This window comes from Octadecabacter dasysiphoniae (genome assembly GCF_021532615.1).
In the GTDB taxonomy this organism is placed as follows: Bacteria; Pseudomonadota; Alphaproteobacteria; order Rhodobacterales; family Rhodobacteraceae; genus Octadecabacter; species Octadecabacter dasysiphoniae.
Window position 1 is genome coordinate 369,710 of sequence record NZ_JAKGAQ010000001.1, and the last position, 12,378, is coordinate 382,087.

At 55.4% G+C, this 12,378-nt stretch carries 13 protein-coding genes; 2 read left to right on the forward strand and 11 right to left on the reverse strand.

Annotation, left to right across the window (positions count from 1 at the left end; all coding sequences use genetic code 11):
- Positions 1-4: 4 nt before the first annotated feature.
- From L0664_RS01760 to L0664_RS01810, 11 genes are all read right to left on the reverse strand, one after another.
- Complete coding sequence (locus tag L0664_RS01760; protein WP_235223906.1) at positions 5-565, reverse strand: tetratricopeptide repeat protein; 561 nt, start codon at positions 563-565, stop codon at positions 5-7.
- A gap of 8 nt (positions 566-573) precedes the next feature.
- Positions 574-1,551, reverse strand: coding sequence for a type II secretion system F family protein (locus L0664_RS01765; protein ID WP_235223907.1), 978 nt, complete (start codon positions 1,549-1,551; stop codon positions 574-576).
- 5 nt (positions 1,552-1,556) lie between these two features.
- Complete coding sequence (locus tag L0664_RS01770; RefSeq protein ID WP_235223908.1) at positions 1,557-2,525, reverse strand: type II secretion system F family protein; 969 nt, start codon at positions 2,523-2,525, stop codon at positions 1,557-1,559.
- Between the two features lie 26 nt (positions 2,526-2,551).
- Positions 2,552-4,000 carry a CpaF family protein gene (locus L0664_RS01775; protein ID WP_235223909.1) on the reverse strand — a complete coding sequence of 483 codons (1,449 nt, stop codon included), beginning with the start codon at positions 3,998-4,000 and terminating at the stop codon, positions 2,552-2,554.
- 12 nt (positions 4,001-4,012) lie between these two features.
- Positions 4,013-5,281, reverse strand: coding sequence for a CpaE/TadZ family protein (locus tag L0664_RS01780; RefSeq protein WP_235223910.1), 1,269 nt, complete (start codon positions 5,279-5,281; stop codon positions 4,013-4,015).
- A gap of 272 nt (positions 5,282-5,553) precedes the next feature.
- The gene (locus L0664_RS01785; RefSeq protein WP_235223911.1) at positions 5,554-6,213 is read right to left on the reverse strand and encodes an OmpA family protein; all 660 of its coding nucleotides are present in this window, start codon (positions 6,211-6,213) and stop codon (positions 5,554-5,556) included.
- A gap of 18 nt (positions 6,214-6,231) precedes the next feature.
- Positions 6,232-7,656, reverse strand: a complete 1,425-nt coding sequence (locus tag L0664_RS01790) for a type II and III secretion system protein family protein (RefSeq protein WP_235223912.1) — start codon at positions 7,654-7,656, stop codon at positions 6,232-6,234.
- A 275-nt stretch (positions 7,657-7,931) separates the two neighbouring features.
- Positions 7,932-8,786, reverse strand: coding sequence for a Flp pilus assembly protein CpaB (gene cpaB, locus L0664_RS01795; RefSeq protein ID WP_235223913.1), 855 nt, complete (start codon positions 8,784-8,786; stop codon positions 7,932-7,934).
- Between the two features lie 149 nt (positions 8,787-8,935).
- Positions 8,936-9,121, reverse strand: a complete 186-nt coding sequence (locus L0664_RS01800; RefSeq protein ID WP_235223914.1) for a hypothetical protein — start codon at positions 9,119-9,121, stop codon at positions 8,936-8,938.
- A gap of 184 nt (positions 9,122-9,305) precedes the next feature.
- Complete coding sequence (locus L0664_RS01805; RefSeq protein WP_235223915.1) at positions 9,306-9,491, reverse strand: Flp family type IVb pilin; 186 nt, start codon at positions 9,489-9,491, stop codon at positions 9,306-9,308.
- A 44-nt stretch (positions 9,492-9,535) separates the two neighbouring features.
- Positions 9,536-9,721 (reverse strand): Flp family type IVb pilin, encoded by a 186-nt coding sequence (locus tag L0664_RS01810; RefSeq protein ID WP_235223915.1) that lies wholly within the window; start codon positions 9,719-9,721, stop codon positions 9,536-9,538.
- A 353-nt stretch (positions 9,722-10,074) separates the two neighbouring features.
- Between L0664_RS01810 and L0664_RS01815 the strand changes: the two genes are divergently transcribed.
- Positions 10,075-10,926 carry a lytic transglycosylase domain-containing protein gene (locus tag L0664_RS01815; RefSeq protein ID WP_235223916.1) on the forward strand — a complete coding sequence of 284 codons (852 nt, stop codon included), beginning with the start codon at positions 10,075-10,077 and terminating at the stop codon, positions 10,924-10,926.
- Between the two features lies 1 nt (position 10,927).
- Positions 10,928-12,352 carry a UbiA family prenyltransferase gene (locus tag L0664_RS01820; RefSeq protein WP_235223917.1) on the forward strand — a complete coding sequence of 475 codons (1,425 nt, stop codon included), beginning with the start codon at positions 10,928-10,930 and terminating at the stop codon, positions 12,350-12,352.
- Positions 12,353-12,378 lie beyond the last annotated feature (26 nt).

The window sequence follows — 12,378 nt, forward strand, 5'->3', positions numbered from 1 at the left end:
GCCTCTAAAGTGTCGACAAAAGCACGAAATCACCCGTGCCCCGCCGCACCAATTGGAACGGTTCGTTCTCTTGCTCAACAGTATTACCCGGATCGCCCAATTTTGCGAGAGCCAAGCGCAGGTTGTCCCGAATTTCGTCAGAATTGCCATTATCCGTGGCAAAAGCGCGACGGAAAACTTGCGCGGCTTCCGCTGTTTTGCCGCGTTCCATCAAAATGACGCCCAAGTTGTTCCATGCGGCGGCGAATGCAGGGTCCTCGTCCGTGGCACGGCGCAGCAATTGTTCGGCCTGGTTCAGCCGCCCGAGCTTGAGGTTCGCAGAGCCAAGGGCGGACAAGGTATCAACGTTCAGCCCTTGTTGACCCGCCGCCCGCGTGTAGGCCCGCAGGGCAAGATCGTATTCACCCGCAGCCATCAATCGGTGCCCAATCAAAAGCCCGTCAATGTCAGATGATCCCGCAACGCCGGGCGCGAACACACGGTCACCGTCGGACGGGTCAAAACTGTCCTGACCACAGGCGGTCAGGACAGTCAGGGCGGTTATCATCACCACAATTATTCGCATGGGGGCCTTTAGAAGTTAGCTTTGGTCAGTGTCTGAGCAATACCATAAACCGAAGGCCCGATCAGGATGATAAGAAGCGGCGGAACCGTAAACATCATCGTCGCGAGTGTCATTTTTGTCGGCAACGTGTTGGCCTTTTCTTCGGCGCGCATCACTCGTTTGTCCCGCATTTCGGCTGAAAACACCCGCAGGGCTTCTGCGATGGACGTACCGAACTGCTGGCTTTGGATCAAAACGGTCACGAAGGATGAAATATCGGATACGCCGCAGCGTTCTGACATATCACGCAGGACTTGTGTTTTGTCTTTACCGGCCTTCATTTCGTTGCTGACCATTTCGTATTCTTCGGCCAGCGCGGGAAAGCCGGATTTCAATTCATGGGCGACACGAATGATGGCTTGGTCCAGTGATTGACCCGCCTCGACGCAAACGAGCATCATGTCGAGGCTGTCGGGAAAGCCGTTGATCATTTCTTCCTGACGTTCGCCTTGGCGTTTTGTCACCCAGTATTTGGGCAGATAGTAGCCCATGAAGCCCGGGATCAGGATCGACATGATCGTCGCCTTGGTGGACGGATCACCGGTGGACGATTTGTAGACGGCGTAGGCGACACCCACCAGCAACAGCGCAATGCCCAAGGCAAACTGTGCAAAGTGGTAGGTCTTGACCGCGGATTTGGTTTTGTAGCCCGCTTGGATCAGCTTGAGTCGGATGGCTGAGTATTCTTCCTCGTCCTGCGGTTCCAGAAAGCTGGAATATTTGTCCAGCTTGTCCGTGCCTTGGCTGGCGCGCAGGGCTTCGGGGCTTTTGGCGATGCCGGCGCGGGATGATGCGCGCAGCTTGTCCAGCGGGTCTTCTTGCTTTTGCAACAATGCAGGCAAGACCAGCAAGATCAGCAACACGCCAAGCATCAAGATCGCGATCAGCGGACCAAATGGGCCCATCAGTTCGGTGAGTTTTGCGTTGATGGTATCGAGGATTTCCATATCAATTACACCTTAATGTTCACGAGGCGACGCATCACAAAGACGTTCGCGATCAAGAAACCCGCCACGACCAGACAGGCCGGAATGAAGACAGACGTTTCTTTGACTTCGTCGTAGTAGTTCGGCTGGATCAGGTTGATCATGACCAATGCGCCCAGCGGGAACACGGACAAGAACATGCCGGACCATTTCGCCTCTGCGGTGATGGCTTTCACGCGGCGGAACAGTTTGAACCGTGCGCGGATCACCTGTGACAGGCCGTGCAAAATCTCGGCCAGGTTACCACCGGCGGTTTGTTGGATTGTCACAGCAACAGCAAGGAAACGCATGTCTTGCATGTCGATGCGCTCCGCCATCTGCTTGAGCGTCTCACCCATATCGCGGCCATATGCGGCCTCATCCGAGATCATGCCCATTTCAGTGCCGAGCGGATCGGGGACTTCTTTGGCGACAATTGCAATCGCGCTGGAAAACGGGTGACCCACGCGCAAGGAACGGACCATCAATTCAACCGCATCCGGCAGCTGTTCTTCGATCATCGAAATCCGCTTTTTGGCTTTGTTGTTCACCCAGATAAAGATACCGCCCACACCCATCGCCACAGCAACCGCCGCGCGGATGGGCAGGGATGTCGCGGTGCCAACGGTCAGACCCATAAAGGCCACGCCCGCCGTTAGAAACATCATCATGATCAATTGACCGGGTGAAAACGCGATGTTGGCCTTTTGCGCTTTTGACGCCAGCAAGGAATACAGCGGGATCTTTTGGCTGTTGATGTGCTGGGACATTTCCTTGCGGAGTTGGTCCAGAACTTCTTCGCGGTTGCCGCCCTTTTCCAACAGATCAAGGCGACGGTTCACCTTGTTGTTGAAATTGATGCTTTTGCCGAAGGCAACAAGATAGATGCCGTTGACCAACACGATGCAGGCCACAAAGATCAGGCCGTAGATAATTGGTTCTGCTGAAATGGTCATTGTATCAGTACCTTACTGGGTTCGGATTATTGTGCTGCGACGGGTTCAAAGATGGCAGGTGGTAAATCATAGCCCCACAACTTGAAGCGGTCAGAGAAGTGCGACCGCACGCCAGTGGCTGTGAAGTGGCCAATGATCTTGTTGTCAGGCGTCAGGCCGACACGTTGATAACGGAACACTTCCTGCATCGAAATGACGTCGCCTTCCATGCCGGTGATCTCGGTGATGGACGTCATGCGGCGCGAACCATCCTGAAGGCGCGATGCCTGCACGATCAGGTTCACAGCCGATGAAATCTGGGATCGCACGGCCTTAAGCGGCATTTCAATCCCGGCCATCGCAATCATGTTTTCCAAACGCGACACACCATCACGCGCAGAGTTGGCGTGAATTGTGGTCATCGATCCGTCGTGGCCGGTGTTCATGGCCTGCAACATGTCGATAACTTCTTCGCCACGGGTTTCACCCACAATGATGCGATCTGGACGCATACGAAGTGCGTTTTTCAGACAGTCGCGCGGCGATACTTCGCCCTTGCCTTCGACGTTGGGTGGGCGGCTTTCCATCCGGCCCACGTGCGTCTGTTGCAGCTGAAGTTCCGCAGTATCCTCGATCGTCAGGATGCGTTCGTCATTGTCGATGAACGATGACAGCGCGTTGAGGGTTGTTGTTTTACCAGAACCCGTACCACCAGATACGATCACGTTCAGTCGGGTGGACACCGCAGCCTGCAAATACGCGGCCATTTCTTCGGTGAAGGCACCGAATTTCACCAGGTCATCAATGCCCAGTTTGTCTTTTTTGAACTTACGAATGGACACCAACGATCCGTCCACCGCAACGGGCGGGACCATGGCGTTGAAACGTGATCCATCGGCAAGACGGGCGTCAACGTAAGGGTTGGATTCATCGACGCGGCGACCAACGGCCGAAACGATTTTGTCGATAATCCGCAACAGGTGCTTTTCGTCCTTGAACGTCACATCTGTCAGCTGGAGTTTACCGTCCCGTTCCACGAAAATCTGCTGTGGGCCGTTCACGAGGATATCGTTCACGCTTTCATCCTGCAAAAGCGTCTCAAGTGGGCCAAGGCCCTTCACTTCGAAAAACAATTCCTTGTTCAGGGTCTGGCGTTCTTCGCGGTTCAGAACCACACCCATTTCGTCCAGCGATTCCTGTGCAATCGACTGGATTTCATTGCGTAAATCCTGCTCGGTCGCGTTTTCAAGCGCGGCAAGGTTCAAGTTATCGAGCAGGGCTTTGTGCAGCTCTAGCTTGATCTCTCCAAGGCGCTCTTTGCGCTTTTTCTCTTTGTCGGCAGGAACGACCGTCGCTTTGACGGCGTTCTGTTTCATCATGGACTTGCGTGGCGCCTCGGGCGCTTCGGCGGGTGCCACGGGCATCTGCGTTACGTTGTCTGTGCCAGCTTCCGGCTTTGGGGCCTGTGCTGCGCCTTTTTTGTATTTAGAAAACATGTGATCCCACCTTTATTTCGTCGCAACCGCAGCGGTCTGATTGACCTCATGCACGGAGTTGGCCAGCTTCGCGATCTCTTTGCGCAGCGGGTTCTTGGCAATGCCTTCGGCCATTGGAACACCGTGATCGGCGTTTTGTGGCACGGCTTTACCGCCATCTGGAAGTTGCACTTCGATTGAAATGCCCAAGGATTCAGCCAGACGCTTGATCCGGCTTTTGCCGTTCAGGTCTGTGAATTTTGGCGCGCGGTTCAACACGAACCGCAGCTTTTCAAACGGAAGCTGTTCGGATTGCAGCGCGCGTTTGATGCGCAGTGTGTTTTGCGCCGAACGCATATCTAGTTCCAGCGTCGCAAAGTACACGTGCGCCGCCTGAAGAACAGTTTCGGACCATTCGACCATGGTTTTGGGCATGTCGATGATGACGTAGTCGAAATTTGTTCGCGCCAGTTCGATCACGCGCTGGATGTCTTCGGGCCCAACCAGATCCATCGGGATCAAATCGGTCGGGGCCGTCAGCACCTGCAACTTTTGCTCATAGGCCAGCAGGGAGTGCATGAAGCTTTCGCTGTCCATGCTTTCGGTGTCCTGCAACATTTCAAACACGGCTTCGCGGCGTGGCAGGTCGAGATAGGTGGACGCAGAGCCGAACTGGAAATCCAGATCAAGAAGGCAAACACGCGGGCCTTTTTCAGGTTCAACACCTTTGACTTTTGGCGGTTCAATTGATGCCAGTTCCCAGGCGAGGTTCACAGCCAATGTCGTGGCACCTGTGCCACCTGCCATGCCCTGAACGGGGATGACGACGCCGTTGCGATCGCCCGTGGCTTTCAATTTGTTCTGCATCTCGGGTGCGACGGGGGCCGGTTCGGGTGGGGTCAGCACGCGGTCGATGGCTTGTGCCAATTCGCCTTCGGGCAGGGGATAGGGCACGAATTCATCGCCACCTTCACGCAAGAGCACATGCAGTGACCCCGGTGAAAGGTCTTCGGCGATCAGCAACACCTTGATGTTGCGCGCTTTTGCAGTGCGGATGATTTCGGAGATGATGGACAAATCGCCCTCGTCTTCCTCATCCAGCGCAATGGCCAGAAATTCAAGCTCCGACGCTTCTTGCTGATCAAGGAAGGGCAGGGCGTCTTCAAAGCCCAGATCGCCCCAGCTTTCGCCAAGGCATGTTTCCATATCCTCGATCAAAAGATCGAAATTCTGTACGTCGCGGCTCACCGTACATGCGGTGATCGGTTGTGGTTCAGGCTGTAACATCGATGAACTACTCATTGCCTATCCGTCCTCTAACTCGTTTCGCGGCGCGTTTGTTTTGCGTCCGGTGCTATCTTCGGCCCCTGTGCGAGTCGCAATGGGGGCTCTGTCAGGTGTGTTTCTGACCTCAGAAGGCGGCAACATTGGGGCCACAACAGCCCATTTGTGCGGTAATCGGCGACGATCACACCCGTTTTAGGTGTGTTGTTTCCAAAATGTTAAGGGTTTGCGCAGCAAAAAGGGGCCCCGAAAGGCCCCTGAAAGTCGTTGTTTTATGGTGTTTTAACCGATTAGCCGCCGTCAGCCGCCTCAAGCCCGCTGCCGACATCGCTTACAGCCTCTGCGCTGGTGACATATTCGCGGAAGACAACTTCGGCGTAGCGTCCGTTCATGAGGGTCGGGTGGGTTTCCACAAAGCCTGACACCTCTGTCACGGTCCGCCGGTTGCGCCGTTCCATGCCTTGGGTCACGACAATCGGCTGGGTTTCCCCGAAGGATACGACTGCCTCAAGACGGGACCGGCTGATCCCCTGGCTTGTCAGATACAAGACGACTGCTTCTGCGCGGCGCAGACCCAAACGGCGATTGTACGCGGTAGAGCCGACCAGATCTGTATGGCCATAGACCTTAAAGCGCACTTCTGGAAACTGACGTATCCAATTCGCCTGCTGTTGCAATGTGGCCCGTGCTGTCGCGTCCAAAGCGGTAGAATTGAACGGGAACGTCACCATCGTATTCACTTCGCTGGCGAACCGGCGATTGAGGTTGACCATAATGCTGGCCTGACCCGTTTGAATTTGGTTGTTGTTCATGGTGGCATTGCCAAAGTAGCCACTGTCGATCTGTGACCCGGCTTCGCGGGTGTTGAATTCACGCCACTGCGCGCCTGTTCCATTGGTACAGCCCGTCAGGGCAAGCACTGCTGCTGTCAAAGCTGCTGTCGTTTTCATTGCCCCGAATCCCATCATTTAGTCCAACACGTAGCCATATGAACCGCTGAAGTCCTGACGCGCAACCTCGCCTGCGCCACCAGCCTGTGGTGCGTTCTCTGCGGCGACACGGCCAAACAGGAACAAATCACGTTCGGAGGGGGGGCGCACACGATCCGTTGGTAGGGCCAAAGCCTCTCCTCGGGTTGGTGTGACAAGATGCGGCGTCACGATAATCACCAGTTCTGTTTGCTGGCGGCTATATTCAGCAGAGCGGAACAGAGCGCCGAGAACCGGAATATCACCCGCCCATGGCACCTGACCGCTGAGATCAACAAAATCGTCGGACAAAAGGCCCGCAATCGCAAAGCTTTCGCCGTCACGCATTTCAACCGTGGTCGATGTCTGGCGTGTTTTGAAGGCATCAATGCTAAAGCCGTCTTGCGTAAATCCGTTTGCAGGATCAAGCGAGGACACCGAAGCGTTCAGTTCCAGATTGATGATGTCGCCATCCACAACGCGCGGAATAAAGTCGAGGGAGATACCGAACGGTTTGTATTCAACCGTGATCGATCCACCGTCCTGCGAAATCGGCACAGGGTATTCGCCGCCGGCAAGGAAACTTGCCTCTTGGCCGGACAATGCTGTCAGGTTTGGTTCGGCCAATGTGCGAACAACGCCGCGATTTTCCAATGCTTCCAACAAGATACCGACTTCGACGCCGCCAGCATTAAAGCCGAACAAGAACGCACCTGCATTGTCGTTGTTGGTTGGAACTGCGCCACCAAGGGCAAGGCTCCGTGCTGTGTTGCCGACAGTTGTACCCGTTCCGAGCGCGAGGCCGAGATCACCGCCCAGCGTATCGCCGCCCAAAGATAAGGAAGAGCTCAACGATTTTGACACCGAACGCTGCATCTCTGCAAAGCGGACGCGCAACATCACCTGTTGGGTGCCGCCGACGCTCATGAGGTTGGACACACGTTCCGGTGCGTAGCGGTTTGCCAGCTCCAGCGCGCGATCAAGGCGGGCGATGGATGATACTGTGCCGGACAAAACGATACCGTCGTTCGCTGTGCGCACTTCGATGTTTTCACCGGGCAGGATCTGTTCCAGCCGTTCTTTGAACTCTGCGATGTCGGGGGTCACGTGGACTTCGACATTGGTAATAAGGCGTCCGTCGCCCCCCAAAAGGGTCAGCGTCGTGCGGCCCGGTTCTTTACCAAGCACGTAAATCGTGCGGTCCGACAAAGAAGAAATGTCTGCGATGGTCGGATTGGCGATAGAAAGTTCCGTGAAGGGAACGTCGCTTTCGACGACCACGGCCCTGTTCATCGGCACGTTCAGCGCAGAAGAAGGCGCACCCCGCATCACTTGCAGGGTCTCAGCAGGAAGCTGAGCCGGAATGGATGTTAATGCAAAGGCAAGGCCTGCGACGGCCGCCTTTAGGAATCTATCATATGTCATAGGTGACTGCCTCTACTGCCACGCCCGATGCAGGCTTTTCGCCCGTCATTAACGTCAACCTGCGCCAAATTCGCATTTTTTGCAAGAATCAATACGTTGTGGCGTGTTCTTTATGTGGATAACCAGCAACAGGTGCCGGAAGATGCCTGTTTATTATGTCTTAAGACGCCCGCGGAAGGGCCCGGGCGTCTTTGGTAGTTCATGTTGGTTTTGTGCAATTCCTACATCCCTGCGAGCGGGTGTTGTACGTATTGCGCCAAACCGAATGGGCCGTTTTAGTTTGTGCAGGGGATCGGGATTTCGACCACTTCTGCGCCGCGACGTGTGCGGATTGTGCAGACCTGTGCTTCGGCGGCCTGTGGTGCTTCGACCCGTGGGGCAATGCCCAAAAGGCTGGCTTGGTCGACTTCAATTGCACCTGCAATCGTATCGTCTTCGCGGCCGACCAAGGATAAGGACAAGCTGCCTGTCGCTTGGGCCTGAGCCAATGCCGCGACCTGAGCAGGGGTAACCTCGACCGTGACAGTACGGGCAATCGTTGCGCCCGTGCGCCCGGATTCAGATGTCTGATCGACTGCGACCAGTTGAATACCCGCTTGGATAAGTTGCGTGACTTCGCCGTTACCGTCACCGATGCCATCAACGCGGCCAGACCAATAAACGTCTACACGGTCGCCGGGGGACAAGAAGCCGGACACGCCGGACGACACATCCACTTTGATGGCAAAGGCGCGCATTCCGCGTTGGATAAGCGCTGCAATACCGGCGACTTCGCCAGGGGCAGTCACTTTGGCAAGCATGATCGGTTCATTTGCTTCCATCTGGCGTGTGACAACGCGCAATTCTTCGGGACCGTCAGAAAACAGTTCCTCTTCGGTGCGAAAAACACCGTCTGGAAGAAACGGTTCGGCATATTTGATCATGACGATGTCATCAGCGGTGATCTGTTCACCGTGCTTCATGACGCGATTGACCGCGTACACATCCACCGTCGGTACAGCTTGGGCCAAGGCAGCCCGTTGAAGGCTGAGATTGGCGTTTTGTTCCTGAAAATATCCCTGCACCATATAGATGGCAAAGCCCGCAAGGCCCATGCCGACGATAAGGACAAGTCCGAATACTGCTCGCATTGTCTTTCCTTTCGGATTTTTGCCAGTCTTGGCTGGCACTCATTACTACTGTTCGGGATAGAGGAAGAATGCGGCCACTTTGTGCCGCATTCGTGGTCTTGTGATGATTTCGGGGCGGGAAGGGCGCGCCACGTTCGTCGCAAATGCGATTAGAACGTTGCGATATCCATTGAGTCGATCCGCTGTCCCAGGCCTGTCGATTTATCGAGGGCACCGCTGGCAATCGCCGCAATCAAGCCAATGGTAAGGCCCACGATTGCAGCGGTCAAAACGACCCAATCGACGGTGATGGCGCCATCTTCGTCTTGGCGAAACTTATTAAAGAAATTCAACATTTTATGCTCCAGGCGAATGTCCAAGTAAATATAGACGTTGACCTTAAGGTATCCGTGGAATGCGGCCAAAATTGGGGCCGAAAAGGGTGGATTTGAGGTGGTTGCCCGCGCGCACGGGGGCATGGGGGGACGCGAAAAGGCCGCACCCGAGGATGCGGCCTGTCCGAACGTAGTGGATCGGGACTTAGTAAGTCGCGATACCCTGTGTCGCCAACTCGGAAGAGATAACGTCGCCGAGGTCTGCAGTCGCGCCACCAACAGAAGTCAGTACTGCGATGCCGAGGCCAACGATGGCCGCTGTCAGAACAACCCAGTCAACAGTTACTGCGCCGTCTTCGTCGTTGCGGAAGTTTTTGATAAAGTTAAGCATGTGTAGTCTCCAAAAATAGAATTATGTGTGTGTGGTTATCGGACTTAGTAAGTCGCGATACCTTGTGTCGCCAGCTCAGAGCTGATCACGTCGCCGAGGTCGGCAGTCGCGCCACCAACGGATGTCAAAACGGCGATGCCCAGACCAACGATTGCGGCTGTCAGAACAACCCAGTCAACTGTTACGGCACCGTCTTCGTCGTTGCGGAAGTTTTTGATAAAGTTAAGCATTGTAGTCCCTCCTCAGGGTATTTTCTCAGTTTCAGTATCTAGGCGGTTCGTCTTTGCACCGGCCTCTTGTTGGTGCGTCCCCGTCTTGGATGAACACTATTTGACCTCCGAATGGGGCAGGAATGGGACGGCATTCGTGCAATTTTGTATCCGCTTAACTTTTTGACAGTATTTCTCGTAAGGATATGTTTTTGAACAATTAATTAATGATTAAAAGTTAAATTCGCGATTCCATCGTTGCCAATGTGTGGCCAGTGATGGGGGTCGCTAAAGGATTGTTTACGATTTGGTGGATTAGCGGATCGGTTTTCTGCTATGAAGACCACAACAAGAGGCAGGCGGAGACCGCACAAATGCGGCGCAGCATTATAATGTCAGTATTGATCGCCCTGAATTGGGCGGCACCGGCCATGGCCGAAAGCCATCGCTTGCAAGATGACTTCACATTTCGTCGCGTGGGTGTTCCGACTGCGGGCGCAACAAACCGCATTACAGTTCAAGTGGCCCCCTCTGCGCCAGCCGCCCCCAGCGGGCCAGCGGCAGCAGGATCTGCCGTAAACGCCCCGCGTGCCCCCGGCGCACCCGCTATTGCAGGCCTCGCGCCCGCACCAAGCGGTGTTGAGTGGTACTGGGAGGCCATTTCCCCATCCTTGGATGACGCCACGAGCTTTAGCCTTGAGGCCGCCGTTGCGGCATTGCGCACCGCCCCGGCCGGAAAAGCAGTGCCCGCGCCGCGTTTGCAAGGCATGACCGAGCTCGCCGATCGCTACGGCGTTGAGATTCTGACCGCCTCGATCGGCACCAATGTATCCCCCGCTTTAATACTGGCGGTCATTTCAGTCGAAAGCGCAGGGCGGTCCGACGCGGTAAGTTCTGCGGGCGCGCAGGGATTGATGCAACTGATGCCCCCCACCGCGGATCGGTTCGGCGTGACAGACGCCTTTGATCCGCGTGACAATATAAAGGGTGGCACGGCCTACCTTGATTGGCTGCTGGGCGAATTCGACAATGGCGTGATCTTTGCGCTGGCGGGATACAACGCTGGCGAAGGGGCGGTGCGCAACAACAACGGCATCCCACCCTATGCGGAAACGCGCGCCTATGTGCCCAAAGTCCTCGCGGCATGGGAAGTGGCACGGGGGCTGTGCATCACGCCACCCGAATTGGTCACTGATGGCTGTGTCTTTAATGTGAATAGGGAATAAGATGTCTTCGAAACCTCTCGTTTTGGATGCGGATGGCACACTGCTGCGCACGGATATGTTGCTTGAAGGGATATGGCAGGGCCTCGGGCAAGATCCGGCCGCCACGTTCAAGGCATTTTCGCTGATCGGTGATCGCGCGGCCTTCAAGGCCGAGATCGCCCGCATCGCTCCGCTTCGTGTTGATCTGCTGCCCGTCAACGCACAGATCGCTGCCATGGCGCTTGATGCGCGGGAATCTGGCCGCGAGGTCGCAATTGCGTCCGCGTCTGACATTTCTTTGGTCAAACCGTTGGCGGATCACTACGGGATTGAACGCGTCTTCGCGTCCCAAGATGGCGTGAACCTGAAAGGACAGGCCAAAGCAGACGCATTGGTCGCCGCATATGGTGAGGCCGGCTTCGATTACGCGGGTAACGACAAAAGCGACCGCAAAATCTGGGATCACGCAGATCAGGCAATCGTTGTCGGCAGCGCAGGCGGCGGCGCCAAAGGGTTGGACCGCGTCATAAAGGTAGAGGGCGGTTGGTCCCCCAAAGCGGTGCTAAAGGCCATGCGTCCGCACCAATGGGTTAAGAATGTCTTGCTGTTTTTGCCGATGATCGCGGCACATGCGTTCTTTCTCGATACCTTTTTGGCGGTCTGCCTCGGCATCGTCAGTTTCTCGGCAGCGGCGTCTTGTATATATATCGTCAACGATCTGCTCGATATCGAAGCGGACAGGCTGCACGTCAAAAAATGCAAACGCCCGTTTGCTGCCGGAACCGTACCGATCCCGATCGGGATGATGGCCTGTGCCGCACTTGGGGTGATCGCCTTGGGCATCGCATTAATGCTGTCGGGGCAGATGTTTGGCGTTGTGGCGTTTTATATGGCGTTGTCGCTGGCCTATTCGCTGCGGCTGAAACGGATGCGCTGGATTGATATCATGGTGCTCGCGTCGCTTTACACGTTGCGCGTTGTTGCCGGTGCGGCGGCAAGCGGGGTCGATGCCTCGGTTTTCATGCTGATCTTTATCTTTCCGGTCTTCGTTTCGCTTGGCTGTGTCAAACGGATGACAGAACTTGCCTTGGCCAAAGACGAAAACCCGTTGCCCGGCCGGGGATATGCGCGCCGTGATATGGGCGATCTTTTAAACATGTCTGCTGTGGGCATGGTCGGTGCGTTGGTAATCTTTTTTTTGTATTCCTACTCGGATCAAGCATTGTCGCTCTATCCCGATCAATGGTTGATGTGGGTCGCACTTGCCCCGATTGCGGGCTGGCTCTACCGGATGATCAGATTGGGCTATATGGGGCAAATGGATTATGATCCGATCGTCTTCGCCATGAGCGATATTCGCGGGATCGGCTACCTCATGATCACCCTGTCCTTACTGTTTTACGCGGCCGGGTTGTGGTCGGAATGGTTCACCCGCTTTTTCGGCTAGCAGCGGTCTAGACCCCGTCTTTGGTT